12 protein-coding genes and 1 pseudogene are annotated in these 18,002 nt (G+C 62.2%); 3 read left to right on the forward strand and 10 right to left on the reverse strand.

From position 1 onward, the window contains the following. Nucleotides 1-18: 18 nt before the first annotated feature. The 5 genes and pseudogenes from ACKWRH_RS36980 to ACKWRH_RS37000 all read right to left on the reverse strand — a co-directional run. Entirely contained in the window at nt 19-459 is a 441-nt protein-coding gene (locus ACKWRH_RS36980; RefSeq protein WP_445217559.1) for a hypothetical protein, read from the reverse strand. Between the two features lie 132 nt (nt 460-591). Beyond that, nucleotides 592-1,506 carry an encapsulin gene (locus ACKWRH_RS36985; protein WP_445217560.1) on the reverse strand — a complete coding sequence of 305 codons (915 nt, stop codon included), beginning with the start codon at nt 1,504-1,506 and terminating at the stop codon, nt 592-594. A 128-nt stretch (nt 1,507-1,634) separates the two neighbouring features. After that, nucleotides 1,635-2,519, reverse strand: coding sequence for a DUF3237 domain-containing protein (locus tag ACKWRH_RS36990; protein ID WP_445217561.1), 885 nt, complete (start codon nt 2,517-2,519; stop codon nt 1,635-1,637). Nucleotides 2,520-3,181: 662 nt separating this feature from the next. Beyond that, a complete protein-coding gene (locus ACKWRH_RS36995; protein ID WP_445217562.1) occupies nt 3,182-6,400 on the reverse strand; it encodes a DUF3237 family protein in 3,219 nt (1,072 codons plus the stop codon). A gap of 301 nt (nt 6,401-6,701) precedes the next feature. Further along, nucleotides 6,702-6,995, reverse strand: a pseudogene (locus ACKWRH_RS37000) (helix-turn-helix domain-containing protein); the annotation flags it as partial. 558 nt (nt 6,996-7,553) lie between these two features. Between ACKWRH_RS37000 and ACKWRH_RS37005 the strand changes: the two are divergent. After that, on the forward strand, nt 7,554-7,802 hold the full coding sequence (locus tag ACKWRH_RS37005) for a hypothetical protein (RefSeq protein ID WP_445217563.1): 249 nt from the start codon (nt 7,554-7,556) through the stop codon (nt 7,800-7,802). 1,552 nt (nt 7,803-9,354) lie between these two features. Here ACKWRH_RS37005 and ACKWRH_RS37010 read toward each other — a convergent pair. Continuing rightward, nucleotides 9,355-9,546 carry a hypothetical protein gene (locus ACKWRH_RS37010; RefSeq protein WP_445217564.1) on the reverse strand — a complete coding sequence of 64 codons (192 nt, stop codon included), beginning with the start codon at nt 9,544-9,546 and terminating at the stop codon, nt 9,355-9,357. A gap of 479 nt (nt 9,547-10,025) precedes the next feature. On the opposite strand from ACKWRH_RS37010, the gene ACKWRH_RS37015 reads away from it, so the two are divergent. Together ACKWRH_RS37015 and ACKWRH_RS37020 are read left to right on the forward strand one after the other, a co-directional pair. Continuing rightward, entirely contained in the window at nt 10,026-10,292 is a 267-nt protein-coding gene (locus tag ACKWRH_RS37015) for a hypothetical protein (protein ID WP_445217565.1), read from the forward strand. 195 nt (nt 10,293-10,487) lie between these two features. Further along, entirely contained in the window at nt 10,488-11,042 is a 555-nt protein-coding gene (locus ACKWRH_RS37020; RefSeq protein ID WP_445222543.1) for a DUF1365 domain-containing protein, read from the forward strand. A gap of 243 nt (nt 11,043-11,285) precedes the next feature. Here ACKWRH_RS37020 and ACKWRH_RS37025 read toward each other — a convergent pair whose 3' ends face one another. From ACKWRH_RS37025 to ACKWRH_RS37040, 4 genes are all read right to left on the reverse strand, one after another. Continuing rightward, nucleotides 11,286-11,948: a LuxR C-terminal-related transcriptional regulator gene (locus ACKWRH_RS37025; RefSeq protein ID WP_445217566.1), complete on the reverse strand. Its 663-nt coding sequence runs from the start codon at nt 11,946-11,948 to the stop codon at nt 11,286-11,288. Nucleotides 11,949-12,266: 318 nt separating this feature from the next. Beyond that, nucleotides 12,267-13,622 (reverse strand): HlyD family type I secretion periplasmic adaptor subunit, encoded by a 1,356-nt coding sequence (locus ACKWRH_RS37030; RefSeq protein ID WP_445217567.1) that lies wholly within the window; start codon nt 13,620-13,622, stop codon nt 12,267-12,269. A gap of 12 nt (nt 13,623-13,634) precedes the next feature. Then, nucleotides 13,635-16,190, reverse strand: a complete 2,556-nt coding sequence (locus ACKWRH_RS37035; protein WP_445217568.1) for a calcium-binding protein — start codon at nt 16,188-16,190, stop codon at nt 13,635-13,637. Beyond that, nucleotides 16,187-17,944 (reverse strand): type I secretion system permease/ATPase, encoded by a 1,758-nt coding sequence (locus ACKWRH_RS37040; protein WP_445217569.1) that lies wholly within the window; start codon nt 17,942-17,944, stop codon nt 16,187-16,189. Before ACKWRH_RS37040 ends, ACKWRH_RS37035 begins: the two co-directional genes overlap by 4 nt. Nucleotides 17,945-18,002 lie beyond the last annotated feature (58 nt).

An 18,002-nucleotide genomic window follows, 5' to 3' on the forward strand; every position in this document is an offset into this window, starting at 1 on the left:
GGATCATTTTCGACGATCTCACGACGGCATCGTCTCAAGCTTAGCCCTTGCCAAGTCCGCGTAGAGCCCGTCGGGATGATACTTCAAGAACGCTTCGAGCGCGGCCCTGCTATTGATCTGCAGCGCCAGCTCAAAGCCGCGCCCTGGATCGGCCTGCAGATTGGTCGAAGCGGAAGCCGCGGGTTCGGCGTCCGGCTCAGACTGACGGAATTTTCCTGCTTTCAGATCAAATGCGAGGGGAGTGATGGTAACACTGCCTTCGTCAAGTAAATAAATGGCCAATACACCGTCACGGCGGTTGGTCGGCTCTTCCACAGTGAGCCCGCCTTTCTGGTGCTTCGGTACGATTAGCGCCTCCTCGATCTTCACTATTTTGGTTTGATTAATTTTCTCCTGGGCGGCCTTGTCATCGATCCCAAGGGCAGATTTCAGAGTTTTACTGTCTATTCGGATTTGCATTTGCATCTCCTCCCTAGTTTTTTACTGAGGTGAAGTACGATCAAGCGAGCTTAGACCCCAAGACATTTCTCCGTACACGCCGCGATCACCGGAAAATCTCAATCGCTACGGTGCCCCGAAATTTCGTAGCGCCTATGCCATCAGCCGTATGATCGCATCGGGCTCCTTGATGCGGAGCGCCATCTTCTCGCACACACGGAAGACGAAATTCGGCTCGTCTGTGACTTGCAGGAACTGGACGCATAAGTCTGTGGCGATGACTAGCTCGACTGGCTCGCCGCCAAGCGCCACAACAACGCCGGACCGAAGATTGGGAGCGACGTCAAGCGTGGACGAGCGGAGCAGCGGACCGCCGCCCAAGAAGGGGAGGATGCGATCTTGCGGCAATACAAGAGCTTCCGTTGGCGATTGAGCGACAAGAAACAACGCCTGGTCAAGAACCACCGCGAAAGGTCCGAAGTGTCCCTGCTTCTCCAGGCGGCCAATGGCGTCGGCTATCCCGGACACCAGCTTTGCGTCTCTGTCTGACTTCTGCGATTGAATAGTAACCTGCTCCTGGACAGCGACTGAGGTTGTCAAAAGGCCACGGCTTTTCTGCCCGCCGGTGATTTCCCAAACCCTATTCGGGAACCGAGGGCCGACATCTATAGGAGGGGCAAACCTCTCTTGTCCGGAGTATTTCGCGTTGTATGCTAAGTCTTCCTCTAATCCCCTGAAGACGACAGCGTCCTCAAGACGAGCCAGTACGCTGGCAGCGCGCCGGAATAAGGCCAGCACGCTGGTCATCTCCGGATCGGCCATCTGCGCACCGCGCACGGTCACTCTTACCTGTAGCGTCGCCAACTGGATGACTTCCCTGTCCTTGATAATCATCGCATTCGGCGGGATAAGTTCCTTCCTCACGAAATCGGTATCCCCGGGCAGCGGCCCAAGCAACGGAAGGAATGTCGCCGCGATCCGTACGCGGCTAGCTTCCTCTTGAACGGCTTTGTTGACGCGAGCCCACTGCTCGTCGGTCCAAGGTACTTGCGGGTTATCGGTTGTCATTTCAGAGGCCCCCACAGTTGGATACGTCGGGAATGAAATGCCGTTTGTTTAGCAATGCTTTGCGCACGAACGTATGCAAGTATCTCAAGCTTGAAGCGCCATTGGTGCGCCTCCACCAGTGCGGCTCCTCACGCTACATGCTTTGCGGTCCCCGCCGTTACGACGTATATATCGTAAGCGGCGCGCAGCTTCTTCATGTCCACCCTGCCCACGCCAATACACTGGGCGCGGTTGAGCCAAGCGAGTTCTTTGTCAGCGGTCGCGTAGGTCGGAGCAAAAACGAACGGCGGCAGTATACCGAAATCGCCGCGGATGGCACGTTCGTAGCCGTCGGCACCGAGGTCAAGGACGCCATCATACAAGCAGTCGATCCGCGCGCCAGACCGCGTCTGCAGACACTCTGTCACGTTGACTATTCCAACACCGTCCTTGCGGATGCGCAACCAGTTGGTCCCGCCGGGCCGGACGACCCCCTCGAAGCGCGGCCCATCAAAGCGTCCTTCCGTGACGTGCAAGTTGATCCGCAGTCCATTCGGCATAACGCCGATCACCTCCTTACGGATGGCTACCGTGCTCGCCCCGAGGAACGTGGCATCCCAGTCCCAGCGAGGCTCGCCTGCAGGTAGAGCAGCGGTCTCGACCGGGGCCGCTCCGCAACCCACCTGATACCGGGGACATTTGGCGGACTCCCGTAGGCGCGGAGAGATCGGCTGGCCGGCAAAGCCAAGCACCGGCAGAAACTCCACCGTTCCGCCGGGTTGGCCCGGCAGGAGCGCCCGGAATAGCCGGCCGTTCGCACCGTGGACGCGCGGTGCGGATTGCCCGATTGCCTGACGGACCGGGCCTCCGTTCACCCGGTACTCCACCGTAACAGCCTGACCCGGCCGCACTGGAGAGACCGCGACCGTGACCGATGCTGGGGTTCCCGGAGAAATCACCGCGGGGGGCACAGGCGTATCCGCCTCGCCCCATCGCAACTCCGAGCCGTCCCGTGCGCGCTGCATGGAAGGCATGCATGCTGCCGTAGCTAAAGCTTCATCCGTTTGCAGCGTCAGGGAAGGCGCCGGAGTAAACCGGTCACACGCCGGAATCGGTGAGGGCGTTGCCGCAGCTTCCGCGAAAACGCACGGCCGTCTATTGACGAATCCGCGCGACGGGGAATTCACCGGACGCTCCGCGGCGTGAGATCGAGGCCCCGGCGCACCCGCCATGCTTCGTCTTCCTCGGCGAGGATTTCGAGTGCGCGCGCGACGAGATCGCCGGGATCGGTCATCAGGAGGGGTGCGCCAGGCGCCGCCTGCCGTACCGAGGAGTCTCCCGAGCGCGCAGCGTTTTGGCGTACCGATTGAAGCGCGTCAAAAGGTTGTCGAAGAAGGCCGCGCTTTTGGGCCGCCCCGGTCTGGACGCCAGCCGCATCGGCAAGTCCCGGTAAACGCGACAGCGGCGACGCCCCCGGGGGAGAGAGCCCCGAGTCCTCGACCGCGCTTTTCGATCCATAGCATTTGCCTTGCATTTGCTCGACCGACTTCGCATTCTGGTTCTGTTTAATAGACTACATTGTATTGCGTGTACAGGACAGGGGCTGCTGCCGGTAGTTGGCGACCTGCTGGATCTCCCCACGCCGGCACCAGCCCGCTTGCGACGGCGAAAAACCGCTTGCCAACGGCGCGATGCCCTATCGCAAAGGGAGTCTGTTGAACCCGATATCGTCTTGGATCACTGCGTCCAGTCCGACTGGCACGCGAGCAGGATTCGCCAGATCAAGCTTCCGAAACACGATCTTGTCGCGCCAGACCTTTCGCAAAAAATCCTCAAATACGAGAATTGTCAGTTGTTCACCTGCACATCGTCGGTATCCAAAGCCGAACGGAGCAAAGCCGGCATAGTCACAAACCGGGTAGCTTCGTTCGTCCGCAACGACAAATAAGGTGCCGAAGCCGCTATTTGTAATATGGGCGTTTCGTCCATCCTTGACCTTGAAATTGGTGATGTCGAACGGGCACCGTGCCAGGCCGATTTGCCGACACTTGTCATCGTTGATCTGCGCGCTGGTCGGGACGCGGAGATATCGTTGCGGATCGAACGTATTCGGATCCGTCCAGTGAACCGGATCCAGGCTGGTGCTGGCATGCGGCGTGGATACATAGCTGTCCCTTTCAAACGGCATGCCGAGCTTGTGCTGCGGAGCCCCCCCGCGGACGCTCGATCTCGCATCATGGATGGCGGAGACACTGCCACCGTTCGGCGAAATCACGCGGAACAATTCCATTACGAATAGCTCAAGCGGCGAGAAAGACGCGCCTCCGGCAGCGTCGAAATTTCCGCTCATTGTCTTCTGAAATGATGCTCGCACGGCCTGGTAGCCGCGGTCTTCCGACAAGAGAGACATGACCCGGAAAATCGCATTGCCCCATTGGCTTAGCGCGACGAAATCGTGGAGGCACTCAACGACCATGTCCTTCTTGCTGAAATGACCGCCGTCCTGGGCATTCTTCAGCCAATGCCAGCACATGGTTCTCTCGGGATTTTTGGTTTTGCCCGATTGGATATCGTTGATGCGTTCGCCGATCCATGATTTGAGAAATTCCTGAAGCTCACGAACCTTCATATAGTTTTGGTAGGTAATTGGCAGCAGGGGATCCCGATACGCAAAGACCGTATTGAACGCCTCTCCTATTTCACGAACCTCACGGGGAATATCGCTGCCAACAAGTCCGAGGTGAAGGTCCCAATAGAGGTCGAAATAGTGGTCGAGGTAATGCCGCATGAATGGCCTGTCAGCGAATTTCTGATCAAAAAGCTTGTCAAAAAAAGCTGTCACTTTGGCGCGGTACATCGGCCTATAGAGATCGGGCGTCACCGCCGAAAAATAAATTCGCTTGCGAAGATTATTCTCACCCCGCTTTTCGAGACCTTGCAGGAAAACCATCACGCCCTCGTCAGGGGTCGGTTTCCAGTCACGATAGATGAGGCCAAAAACATCATGAGGTAGTGCATTCTGCTTACTGAAATTAAGGTCAATCATTGGCAACAGCGGCCGCTCCCCTTCGTAAACGTTCGTCAGGAAGAACGGCATGACGACTTTCTCGACGTAGTTCGGATCGAAATTGGCAGGAATCGCGGCGCGAAAACGTTCGATCGCGGTGATGATCTCCTCCGGTATCGGTGACTGTGCTGCCGCGCTGGACGCCTCTTGTACTCGCTCCCCCACCCGCACCTCGTATATGTCAAACTCAGCGCGAAGTGTGGTCATGTCCACCCTTCCCACGCCGATGCACTGGACGCGGTTGAGCCATTCGAGCCGCGGATCCGCAGTCTCATACGTCGGTGTGACCACGGCGGAGATTTGCCGATCATACTCGTCGCGCAGCGCCCGAGCGTAGCCGTCGGGACCAAAATCGGCGACCCCGCCGTAGGCGCCGTACACGCGAACACGTTCTCGCGTCTCGAAACACGCCCGGACGTTGACGATCGCAATTCCATCCGGGCGGATATGCATCCAGTCCGCCGCGCCGGGTAACACGACTGCATCGTGACCCGGCCCAACGAAGGTCCCTTCCGTGATGTGCCAATTGACCCGGAGGCCGTCGGACATTGAACCGACCAATTCTTTGCGGAACATCACCTTCAATGATCCGAGGAAGCTCGTATTCCAAGGCAAGCGGGATGGGGCAGAGGCGGCCTCTTCGGATGCCCTCGAACGAGGGCGCGAGCCGGCGTTCGCCATTCCCCGGCATGCGGCCGAACTGTCGCGGGCGCAACGCGGCGTTTGATCCACCAAGCCAGTGATCACCCCCCGCACCTTGGGGAAAAAGCCCAGCACTTTGGGCGTGAAGCCCCATGCGAGAAGGGTCCGACCTTCTTCCGAGTTCCGGTCGAAGAGCAAAGACCCTGGCATCACCGGCTGCAGCCGAGGGACGACATCGCTTCGCCACTGCCAGCAAACGACCGGCCCCTGCCCGATGCGCGCGGCCGCCGGGTAGACGCATTCGGTACCGCGCGGAAGCGCCTGCAGCGTGATGCCGGCTGTTTTAGCCGCCTGTGCGACCACGGACCAGTATGCCGTCGGATCCCTGGTAAGCTCCAGGTCTCCCTGGACGACGCCACGTCTGTGCTGGTCTTTGATCGACAAGTGAAGCCGGCGTCCGTTGCACGCCATGTCGATGGTCCCGGGCCGCTTGTCGGTACCCATGCGCTCGCGGCCGACGTCGATCGCAAGCTGGGTTGTATCGAGCAGTCGGAACATGTACATCCGCGCTTCGTTCTCATACACCGCCGTTGCGGGATCGAACAATCCATCAAGCATCACAAGCACGCTCGATGCGCCGTTGGAGTCCGCCCTCAGGGACGCCTGGCTTTCGGGAGCATTGTCCGCCACGGCAGCAACCACCATGAACATGGCGGCATACGGCCGGATCGAGGTGTCGGTGAACTTATTCGACCAGAGCTGTGCGATGGCCGCTTGCCTGCCGTCTGCGTACTTCAAGGTTATCGGTCTGTAGCCACTACCGGCCAATGCGGCATTCACCAGAGGCACATTGGAGCACTCGCCGTAGAGGTGCACCATTTGACCGTTATAATACTGAAGCTCATTCGGCACGACTGCGCCGCTCGCGGTCGTATAGGTCTTGCCTGTGATGATGTACTTGTCGAAGAGTGGTTCGTACCGCTCATTATCGACATCGGACGGTGGCGGCGCGAACGCGTCCAAAGTCAACTTGCTCTTCGCTTCTCGGGACAGTTGCTGCTCGAAGGTGCGAAGAACTTCTTGAACGTCTTCTTTGCTATGAGGGATCTGCAAGAGTCGAATGGCATCCGAATTTCCGAGCTCGCCGGCTGCGGCGAGCCTGGAGGCCTCGCGGATCATTCCGCTGCTACGAATCGCTGTGCCCACGCTGGTCTCCTTTGAATAGAATGAACCGCGCCAGGAGCCGCGCCGCTTTGTCCGTTCGGACCATTATTCATGAGCGCGAATGTCGGAACTTATGATATCCTGCTGGTCCTTGCGAGTGCCACACTGATCCACCTCCTGGAAGTGATCCAACTTGAGGCATGTCAAGCGGCTGGCGAAGGCAAATTCTCGTCGCGCCGCTCAGCCTAATCGCCGTCCATCTTTCGGGGAATCCGATCGCAGCCAACCCAAGTTCTGACCCCAGCCGACGTGCCGAGGGCGTCCTCGCTTGCGTCTCACTTTCCGAGCAACTCAGCGCTTCGCGCCGCCACACGCCCGGGCTGACGCCAACCAAGGTCGAAAACATGCGTGTAAAGTGGCTCTGATTGGCAAACCCGGCCGATATTGCGATCTCGGCAAGTGTTAGCCCACGAACGATCATCAACTGCTTAGCCACCTCCACGCGCTGGCGAAGCAGCCACTGATGCGGTGGAAGTCCGACCGAGGTTCGAAACGCGCGAGAAAGATGACTAACCGAGAGGCCCAACTCGGCTGCGATCTCCTGCAATGCAAACTTCCCGCTGAGATCAGCCTGGAGCTGGTGACTGGGCCTGGTCTGTTCCGACGGCACTGGCCGCTGTCGCCATTGCCGTGCGCTAGTGACCGCCGACCGCGGGATTTCGCCAGCGGCCATCCTTCGGCCGCGCGCACCGTGACCGCCAAGCGAACGCCATCACAGAGTATCGCAGTTTTACGCACAAAATCGCGCAAGTGGCGGAGAGAGAGGGAGTCGAACTCACTAGACATGATCGTGGCGCTGAATTCCAACAACCAACCGGCCGCATCATGCTCAGAGCGCGGACGCATTTGACACCATTTCGGAGTAGGCGCGCGAGACGCCGCAGGCTGCCGTCACAAGGCGCGGCATCTGCCATCGGCGAGACCTCGCGCGTTGCTTCACGGCCGAAAGCACAATGGTCGTGCTGGTCGCTCGCCAGCGCTACCGGCAGACCACAAAATCGCGGGAAATCGTAGTTTGACGTAGAAAATCGTACTTTTGGTAGCGGGAGACCGCTACCGCCCTTCCCCACACGATGCAAATCTGCGATATTTCCTCCGATCGTCCGCGTAGCTGGATAACGAAGTAATTCTCTTCGTGCGACGCGCGCACGCCTCGCATCATCTCGGCTTCGACGATGCGTGGATCGCGAAATGTCTCGATCATGCCGCGAGCAAGAAGTCGGAGCAGATCGTGCCGACCATGACCTGCAAGGTTTACAATTACAGCAAGCGTATGAAAGAGAAGCGCGCGATTCTGGACGGCGTCGCAGCCGATCTGCGGTGCATCATCGGCAGGCCGACCGTGAAGGTCGCTAAACGTTCTGACCTGCGGTTCGCAGCCTGATCAGACCGGATCAAATGAGCATCTGATGTCGTTGCCTGCCAGCAACGGCGGCATTCGACATGTGCGCTTGAATCGGACACGGATCGACTTCCTGCTCGCCGAGAGGTCAGGAAAGTATTCGTCGCCGAAAACCGTGCCGCCGCTCGCCGGCACCGACTTGCCGCAGGTGCATGCCGCGCCTGCGCGCACCCAGGTGCTCTTGGCGGCCGAGGGGATGCGACGCAGATCGCGCGCTGCTCGAACTGTGGCTGGACGATGCGGTAGCCTGATGAGGCGTTCGCGAATTTGTGTGCGTGTCAGTCGCGGAGCTCACCATCAATATCTGGACTCTCCGGTTTCACGCGCCATAATGAAGCGATGGGCGGGATATCTAAAACCTTAAATTGTGCGCGTTGCGGCAGACCGCTGGTCCTGATAGCGCGACCGGATGGCAAGGACCCACTCCGGCCGACATGCTTGCATTGCGAGGAAGCCGATCCGATCACGTCGCCCGAGGTCGCGAGGTGGTTTGCTGGAGAATTGCAGCCGCCGAAGGGATAAGCCGTGAGGATCGCTGCCATGGCCGTGACTGCCGCATAGTGCCGAGCTTGAGATGCTCGGGGACAACCGTCGTTGGCCTCAATTGTGTCGACAAATTACAGTACTGATTCGCCAGTGAGCCAGCGTCTCGCAATCGGTTGGTCCTTTGGCCTCTGAACTCACAAGTCACCGACGCGAGTGGCGTGCAATGGGGGCCCGGCCCAGCCGGGCCTTTTGTCCTTTGTGAATTGTGTGCACTCACTGCACCCTGGGCCCACCGCGCCCGCATCGCGACCAAGGACCCTCGTTGGCGCGAACTCACGAATATTTGGCCTGAATTGCCAAGATACAAACTGCCCTTTTTACTATGGCGACCCAGTTGGCCCAACGCACGGGGTGCACTTCGACCGGGGATCGATGACCAATGCGCGTCTTTTTAGTTACTTGTTTTGCGGGGCGCTTCACAGCGCTATCCAAATAAGGCGGCCGGTCGTGGCAAGCGGGCGCTTCGATTGCAAAGCGTGCGGGCAGACACTGCATCGATGGTGGGCCGTATACGACTTTACAGATTGGAAGGGGCCGTTCGACCAGTAGCGGGCGCGGCCAATCCGGGTCGCCGCACCTTGCCGGCCCCGCTTAAATGTTCCTATGCCCGTCCTCCCCGCCGGCGCGATCCGCACCGCAGCGATTGCTGGCACATCCACCTTGACGACATCACGTCGGCAGCATAGCAAAAGCCGTCGGAAACCCAGACTCTTCCGAGGTTTGGCAATGGCAGTGCGGCTTCTATCCCGGCTCGAAGCTCGGCCAGCACCGCAAAGGCTCGGCGCCGTCGTTCGAGGCGGCTCCCGCGGCGTTCGAGGTGGCATGGAGCGAATATCTGCCCAAAAGCACAGAGACCAATTTCCACGCCTCGCGCGTTCATGAGGCGTGGACTCGCCAGCAATAACGCGCGCTTTGATTGCGGCGAACGGATACCGTCGGACTGGCGTCAGCATGGCTGATCCGATGGTTGCTTACGCCGCTTTGACGCTCAGATCGTGCTGCCAGCGGTACCGAGCTCATCACGTTGCGCGATGCGATCCAGCACTTCAGCGAGACGGTGCCGAAACGCGAGCACAAGCACCCTGTACTTCTCGCCGCCACCGCGCTGACCGACGCCGCTGAGGGCCGAACCGCGCGGCGATTGCCTCGGATGACGCTGCGCGCCTCTTATCGTCCGCATCTCAACATATCCTCGCATTGTCGCCATCGTCGCAAATGCGGCCGGGCACGCCCCGGACCGACGGACCGAACCATATTGGAATGCCCTCCCAGACAATCCAGCAGCCGCCGGGGCCGGTATTGAATATATGACAGGGCTTGCCGTGCACCGTGATGCGCGTTGGCCCGGCGGCGAACTTCTCGCGAGCCACGGCGGTCGTTGTAAGGACGGTGGCCGCGATCAATCCAGTCGCCAAGAACTTGATTGTGGTCATCGAGCTTGTCGTTTTGACCCTTGATGGGGGCTGCGACCTTAGCCTGTTTCCTGGTCCAGTGGAGGACCGGATGCGCTTGCTCGTTCGCATCCTGCCTGACGAAGCTCACGGTAGGTAACGGCAAGGACCTATTTGCCCAATAGTCGCAAAGAGTGGCGTTTGGCGCCGGAACGAGGACAAGAGCAAGACGCCCCGGCTCTGTGATTTATTGAGCCTCAAGCGCTTCATGCCGCACGATCTCCGCCGAACGGCGGCGACCTCGGCAGGTGACCTCGGGTCCGATGATGCGTGGATCGCAAAGTGCCTCGACCACTCCGCGAGCAAGAAATCGGAGCAGATCGTGCCGACCGTGACGGGCAAGGTCTACAATCATTCAAAGCGGATGAAAGAGAAACGCGCGGTCCTGGACGGCGTCGCGGCCGAGCTGAGGCGGATCGTCGGCGCGCCTGTCGCTAAGGCCCTGGAGCAGGACGGGCCATGGCTCGCCGCCTGATTGCATGCGGACTGACTTTGAGCCAGGTCACAACTCTCGCGGGCCTCTATTCCCCTGCGCAGGAAGAAGGACATTGACGACCTCTCGAAACGCCTTAGGCTCTTTTCCCGCAACCGGTTCAATCTCACCAGCTTCTTCGACGCCGATCATGGCGACGGCAGCGACGTCCCGCTTCTGACGTAGGCTCGGACCCTCCTGCGACGAGCCGGGTGCCAGGCCAACCAGCTCACGATCAAGCTGTTCTGCCTGCCGCGTATCCTTGGCTACGGCTTCAATCCGCTGAGCATCTATTTTTGCTCAAGACAGGACGGCTCGCCGGAGGCAATCATCTACGAGGTCCACAACACTTTCGGCGAGCGGCACAGTTACGTGCTTCCAGTTCACGCCGCCGCGACGGAGATGATCGAGCAGCACTGCCCCAAGGCATTCTACGTCTCTCCGTTTCTGGGAATGGATCTGTCGTGTGGCTTTCGCGTCCGGCCGCCGGCTGCGCAAGTAGAGGTCTCAATCCACGGCAAGGAGAACGACAAGACCGTCATCACGGCATCGCTTTCCGGAGCGCGTCACGAATTGACCGATGGCGTTCTGATCAAGACTTTTGCCAGCCACCCGCTGCTGACCTTCAAGGTCATTGCGGGTATCCATTGGCATGCGTTGCGGATGGTGCTCAAGGGGTTTCACATCGTCCCACGCGAACGAGTGGTGCACGATGCCATCAAAGCTGTCGGGGGCCGAGAAGTACAGCCGTGAGGTCCGGTTCATCTCTGATATCGCCTAACGCCGTCTCCGGGTCGTCGCGGCTCGCAACTCGGATCATCGGCCAACTGCTCCCTGAGGTAAGATCCGGCCATTTGCGGTTAGTTCTCCCGAATGCTCAACAGATTGATCTGGGCAGACGAGACGGTGGTGGTGACATCACCATCACCGTGCATCGCTGGCGCGCCCCATGGCGCCTGTTTCTGTCCGACGAGACTGGCGAATCCGTTGCCTGTTTCAGGCGTCAAGCGAACGGGGTCGGTACTCGGACATCTTCTGGGCGGCGATGATGACCTCCACCCTGTTCCTGGCCTGCATCTTCTGCATCAGCTCGGTCATGTAGTGCTTGACCGTCTTCTCGGTGATGCGAAGCGTCGCGGCGATCTCTTTGTTGGTCATGCCGCGCAGCAACAGCCGAACGATCTGCCCCTCTCGCTGACTGAGATTGATGGCCTCGGCGACGCGGTGGCGGACGTCGGTGTTGCGGAGCGCGTCGATCACTCGGGCGGCGAAGCCCTGGGTGATGTAGGTCTCATTCTTCAGCACGGCTCGAACGGCGGCCATCAACTCGTCTGCCGACGAACGCTTGAGGACGTAGCCGTGAGCGCCTGCGTCGAGGGCCCGGACGGCATGGTCGACGCCGTGCTGGGAGGTGTAGGCGATGATCTTGATCGCAGGCTGGACGTTGCGGATGGTGCGGATGGCATCATAGGTCTCGTCGGGAACGGAGGGGCTCAGGATCATCAGCCTGGGGACATGGGAACGGGCCAGCCGGACCATGTCGGCGGGGCTGGCGCCGAAGGCGATGATCTTGAGATCGGTCGGCGCCGAAAGAAAGGTCGTGAGGGCCGTCATCATCAAAGGTTGGTCCTCGACAATTGCGATCGTAATGTCGCTCATCAAACCCACCCCAAAAAGGCATCATTAAACGTTCCGCCGTTGGAGGACGACGGTTTCAAAACATTGACGAGGAAGGAAAAATCCCCGGAGCCAAAAGAAAATACCAGTTCGTGAAATTCGTCCCGGGATATTCCGGAGGTGTGGCAAGATGCCCCGGCTGCGATGCTGAGCCGGAAGAACTCCGAACCTCCGCCGAATGTCGCCGGTTCGCGGGTTCCGACGCTCGCCTTCTCTGGAAGGGTTAACGTGAAAAACCCTGACGGCCACCTCAGTGCTCGATGCCATCCTCGGTGTATCGGCGGGAGAATGCGTCATGCGTCAGCGCTCCCGGAAGGCACGGGTCATCTGGTCGGTGACGGGCTTGGCCAGATAGGAGGCCGCGGTGCGCTCCTGGGTCGAGACGAAGACCTCCGCCGGCATACCGGGAACGAGCTTCAGTCCCTTGTGCTGGATCAGGTCCTCCTCGGCCGGAAGCAGGCGGACATGAGCGATGTAGTGCTCTTGACCGTTGGACGGATCCCGGGCCGAGGCCGGCGACACCATCGCAACCTTGCCTTTCAGCTCCGGCGTGGCGGTGCGGTTGAAGGCGGAGAGGCGGATGCGCGCCGGCTGTCCAACTCTCACCTGGTCGATGTCAGCCGGTGAAATACGAATCTCGAACTTGAGGTCAGCGTTCTCCGGCACCACGGTGGCGATCTTGGCCGCCGGGGTGATGACACCGCCCACCGTGTAGGCGAACAGTTCGTTGATGTATCCGGAGGCTGGGGAACGTATCTCGGTGCGCGACAGACGGTCCTCGACAGCGAGCTTACGCTCCTGAAGCTCGGCGATGCGCGCCTCCACCGTGCGCAGGTCCTTCTGGGCCTCGGTCGAGGCATTCTGGTCCACGGCGATGATCTGCACGCGGATCTCGCTGGTCCTCACCTTGGCGCGAGCGATGCTCGCATGGATCTCGCCTTGCTCGCCCATGATGCGGGCGTAGTCGCGTTGGGCGGTATAGACGCGCTGGTACTCGACGATCTTGCGCTCGAATAGCGACTGCAGCTTCTCGCGTTCGGCGCCGACGAGCCTGCCCTCCTCCTCCTTGGCGGCGAGGCGGGCCGCCATGCCCCTGATCTCCTCGCCAGTCTGGGCGATGCTGAGCTTGAGCTGCTCCTTCTGGCTGTCGCGCGCGATCTTGTTGCCGGCGAACAGACGAGCCTCGCCGTGGATCACCGATCCGGCAGTCGAGGGGAATAGCGCCTGCATGTCGTCAGGAAATTCGACCGACGTCAGGTTGTCGCGTTCGGCCACCAGGCGGGCGCGGCGCCCGAGCGCCTCGACCAGCTGGGCGCGCACGATCAGATGTTCGGCCTTGATCTGGACGTCGTCGAGGGTCGCCAACACCTGGCCTTCACGGACCTGGTCGCCCTGCCGCACTGACAGCGTCTTGACGATACCGCCGTCGCGGTGCTGCACCTCCTTGAGGTTCTGATCGACCTTGACCGTGCCGACGGCGACCACCGCACCTTCCAGCATCGCCCAGGCCGCCCAGCCGCCGCAACCGGCGACCAGTAACGCGCTCAGCACGAGGCCGGCGACGATGCGCGGCCACAGGCGCAACGGCCGTTCGCGGGGAGCGTCCATAGCCCGATACTCCGGGCGGATGAGTTCGGAAACATCGACATGCTTCATGGCTTCACTTCCTCATGAATGGATCGATGAGAATTGCAGATGGTGGTGGCCGGTGACTTCGATCGTCATGCCGTCTCCTTCGTCGTTGCCGTAATCGACGTCGATGGCGGTGTACTTGCCGTTGGCGAGCTCCTCGAAGCGGAAGCGCACTGGGCGATTGTGGCCGCCGTCGTTCTCGTCGAGGTAGATCTGTTCGAACAGGTCGGCGACCTGCTCCTCGGCGTCGGAGCCCTCCTTGATCGTGATCTGATAGGTCGCGGCCACGATCTTGTCGCCGACCGTGAAGTCGGTGATCTTCTTCACCACGTCCTGCTGCTGGCCGCCGTCGTCGCCGCGCTCGAACTGGAAGCAGTCGTCGCCGGCGCCGCCGGTCAGGACCACCGGGCCGCTGCCGGCGATGATCACGTCGTCGCCGGAGCCCGTGATGATCTCCTCGAAGCCTTCGATCAGATCCTTGCCTATCTCGCGTCCTTTGGCGGTACCGCTGCGTAGATCGATGGTGACGGTGACCGTGGTCGCCGAATAGTCCAGGGTGTCGTGGCCTGAATTGCCATCATAGGCATCGTCGGCGCCGTCGGCGGACGCGAGCACGACGTCGTCGCCGCAGCCGCCGTCCACCTTGTCGGCCCCGCCGCCGTCGGCGATGGTGTCGTTGCCGGCCCCGCCGGCAAGCGTGTCGGCCCCCGCGCTCCCGGTGATGACGTCGTCGCCCGCGCCGCTGACGACGATCTCGAACTCTGCGATCGCGTCCTCGCCGATGTCCTCGCCGGAGGCCCGCCCCGAGGCGAGATTCACGGCGATCTTCCTGACGGCCGAGGAGTAGTCGAGAGCGTCGGTCCCGGGACCGCCGTCGAGGCTGTCGTCCGCGGCATCGGCCGCAGCGAGAACTAGGTCGTTTCCGGCGTCGCCGGCGACCGTGTCGGATCCGCCTCCGTCCGAGATCGTGTCGTTCCCGGCCCCGCCGGTCAGCCTGTCGTCGCCGCCGCCCCCGGCCACGACGTCGTTTCCTCCGCCGCCGTCGATCGAGGCCGAAGCCGATCCGGCGGCCGTGAGGGTATCGTCACCTGCGCCGCCGACGACGATCTCGAACTCCGCGATCGCGTCGTTGCCGATGTCGGTGCCTGATGCCGTACCCGAGGCCAGATCCACCCCGATCGAACGCGTAGCCGATGAATAATCCAGCGTGTCTACGCCGGCGCCGCCGGCGAAGCTGTCGTCCGCGGCATCGGCGGCCGCCATTACGACATCGTTGCCCACGCCGCCGGTCACGACGTCGTTTCCGCCGCCGTCGGCGATGATGTCGTTGCCGGTCCCGCCGGACATCCGATCCGCCCCCGCGCCGCCGTCGAGATGGTCGTTACCGTCGCCGCCCTCGAGGGTGTCGTCGCCGGCTCCCGCCAGCAGGATGTCGCGGCCCGTGCCGCCGTCGAGGTGGTCGTTTCCGTCTTCGCCCAGCAGGGTGTCGTCGCCTTCCTCACCCCACAGACGGTCGGTGCCGGCGCCGCCGAACACCACGTCGTTGCCCGCGCCTGCGAACACGATGTCGTTGCCGTCGCCCGCATAGACCACGTCGTGGCCCGCGCCCGCCAAAATGTGGTCGTCGCCGGCCCCACCCGATATTTGGTCGTTGCCGCCTCTGGCGTCGATGTTGTCGTCGCCGCCGAGTCCCATGATGGTTTCGGCGCACTGGGTGCCGAGCAGGATGTCGTCGCCCTCTGTCCCGACGATGGGCGGCGCCTCAACCACATTGAAGTAGGCTGTCTGCATTACGATGTGGGAGCCGTCGCTGATCGCGTAGGTCAGTTTGACCTCGCCGAGCATGTTCGGCGCGCGGTCGAATTCCCAGCCGTCCTCGGTGCGGACGAGGGAGCCGGAGGAGGAGAAGATGCCGACTACGGTCAGATTGTCGCCGTCCGGATCTGTGGCGCCGGCCAGCAGCGCCGCCATCGATATCGCCAGCCCATGGCAGGCCACTACGTCGGGAAGATGCACCGCGCCCGAGACGCGAGGCGCGCGGTTGCGGTGATCCGGCGCCGGCGGGTCGCGCGGCCTGTCGCCGCCACCACCACCTCCACCTCCGCCTCCGCCACTGCCGGAACCGGAGCCGGGGTCCTCCTGGCGAGGCCGGTGGTTGTCGTTGGCGACCTTCGGACTCTCGCCCGACCCCTTGTTGTTCGGCTCAGGTCTGTCGGTGCGCGCCCGGGCGCTGAAATCGGTCGCACCGCCGCCTACGGCGCGCTCCTCGTCGTGCGCGACGATCCTCGCCTCCTCGGTCCGGCCAGACGACTTGGCCGCTTCCGGCTGCTCCTCCATTGGTTCCTCGGTCGCGGCGAGCGCGTCCTCCTTCAGGATCTCGTCCTCCTCGCCCGAGCCGCGCGCCTTTTCGCGGTCCTCGCTGGCCCCCAACTTCATTGGTAGGAAGCTCTTGAGGTAGGCCGTGCAGGAACCGACGATGAGGAGGAAGATCAGCGGCACGAAGCGACGGCGGCGGTCCTGTTTCTCCTCGTAGTCTTCGCGGGCGGGGGCGGTCTCGGCGGTGGACTTGCGGGTGGCCTGGACGTTGATCATGCGGGCCTCCGCATTTGGGCCTCGACGGGATTCGTGCCGGCCGGACCCGGCGCGGAAGACTGCAGGACCGGGGTCATGATGTCCTGCTTCTTGCCGAAGGCGACCATGCGGCCGGCCTGGACGATGGCGATGAGATCGACCGCCACCAGCGCGCTCGGGCGGTGCGCGATCACGATAGCGATGCCGCCGCGGGCACGGATGCCTTCGATCGCCGCGGTGAGCGCCGCCTCGCCCTCGCCGTCGAGGTTGGAGTTGGGCTCGTCCATCACCACCACGAAGGGATTGCCGTAAAGCGCGCGCGCCAGCGCGATGCGCTGGCGTTGACCGGCGGAAAGCGCGCAGCCCTGCGGCCCCAGCCTGGTACGATAGCCTTCCGGCAGCCTGACGATCATCTCGTGGACGCCGGCCGCCTTCGCGGCCTCGATCACCTTGCGGGAGTCGGGCCGGGGCTCGAGGCGGCAGATGTTCTCCTCCATGGTTGCGTCCATCAGCGCGACCTCCTGGGGGAGATAGCCGATGTGCCTGCCGAGGTCGTCCTCGCGCCACTGGGGCAGGTCGGCACCGTCGAGCCGCACGCCGCCGCGCAGGGCCGGCCAGATGCCGGTCAGCGCGCGCACCAGCGTGGTTTTGCCACCGGCGCTAGGGCCGATGATGCCGAGCGCCTGGCCGGCCTCGAGCTCAAAGGCGACTTCGCTCAGCACCACCTGTCCGGTCCCGGGGACCGCCACGGTGATCTTCTCAACTGAGAGGCGCGCGGTCGGAGCGGGCAGCCGCATCGGCTCGTCGGCGGAGGCGAGCGCGATCACGGTGTCGCGCAGCCGCTGGTAGGCCATGCGCGCGGCGATGAAGGCCTTCCAGTTGCCGATCGCGAGATCGACAGGAGCCAGCGCCCGCGCCGAGGCGACCGAGACCGCGATGATGGCGCCGGCCGAAAGCTCACCCTTGATGGTGAGGTAGGCGCCGAGCCCCAGCAGGGCAGACTGCAGCACCATACGGAGCACGCGCGAAACCGCGGCGAAGCCCCCGGTGATGTCGTTTGCCCTCGTCTGCAGATCGAGGTGCTCGGCATTGGCCTCGTTGAAGCGGCCGACGGCGCGGCTTGCGAAGCCCATCGCCTTGAGGACCTCGGCGTTGCGCGCGTTGCAGTCGGCGATGCCGTTGCGTTCCGTCGCCGCTTTGCGCGTGGACACGATCAGACGGCGGGTCATGACCTCGCTGACCACAGTGAGCACGACGAGGACGAGCGCGCCCGCGAAGGTCAGTGCGCCGAGCATCGGATGTAGGAAGTAGATGAAGGCCAGATAGATCGGCATCCAGGGCAGGTCGAATAACGCCGAGGGGCCCTGACTGCCTAGGAAGCCGCGGACGGTGTCGACGTCGCGCCCGCGCTCCAGCGCTTCGGAGGTGGAGAAGCCGAAACGCGGCATGTCGATGGCGACGCGATGCGCCAGGGGCGCGATCTTGCGGTCGATCCGAGCGCCAACCCGCACCAGCACCTGGGAGCGGACGACGTCGAAGGCGCCCTGGAACAGATAGAGCCCGATCGCGAGCACCGAGAGCATCACCAGGGTGGGGATGCTGCCGCTGGTCAGGGCGCGGTCGTAGATCTGCATCATGTAGACGGAGCCGGTGAGCGCCAGCACGTTGATCATGCCGGAGACCACGAAGAGAAACAGGACGATGCCGCGGAAGCCCCGGGTCAGCTCGGCCAGGCGCCGGCGCTTCGCAGGGGTGAGCTCTTTCGATTTGGCCATATTTTTTCGGATGCCTCAGGTACGAGAAACAGAAACCTGGTGGAACGGGAGGATGGCC

The sequence above is a fragment of the Bradyrhizobium sp. Pa8 genome, from assembly GCF_052588265.1.

Coding starts and splice junctions, on each gene's coding strand:
- ACKWRH_RS37035 (WP_445217568.1), bottom strand. CDS start 16,190: ATGATCAACGTCCAGGCCACCCGCAAGTCCACCGCCGAGACCGCCCCC.
- ACKWRH_RS37040 (WP_445217569.1), bottom strand. CDS start 17,944: ATGGCCAAATCGAAAGAGCTCACCCCTGCGAAGCGCCGGCGCCTGGCC.
- ACKWRH_RS36990 (WP_445217561.1), bottom strand. CDS start 2,519: ATGCCTTCCATGCAGCGCGCACGGGACGGCTCGGAGTTGCGATGGGGC.
- ACKWRH_RS37010 (WP_445217564.1), bottom strand. CDS start 9,546: ATGCGGACGATAAGAGGCGCGCAGCGTCATCCGAGGCAATCGCCGCGC.
- ACKWRH_RS36980 (WP_445217559.1), bottom strand. CDS start 459: ATGCAAATCCGAATAGACAGTAAAACTCTGAAATCTGCCCTTGGGATC.
- ACKWRH_RS37015 (WP_445217565.1), top strand. CDS start 10,026: ATGCCGCACGATCTCCGCCGAACGGCGGCGACCTCGGCAGGTGACCTC.
- ACKWRH_RS36985 (WP_445217560.1), bottom strand. CDS start 1,506: ATGACAACCGATAACCCGCAAGTACCTTGGACCGACGAGCAGTGGGCT.
- ACKWRH_RS37030 (WP_445217567.1), bottom strand. CDS start 13,622: ATGAAGCATGTCGATGTTTCCGAACTCATCCGCCCGGAGTATCGGGCT.
- ACKWRH_RS37025 (WP_445217566.1), bottom strand. CDS start 11,948: ATGAGCGACATTACGATCGCAATTGTCGAGGACCAACCTTTGATGATG.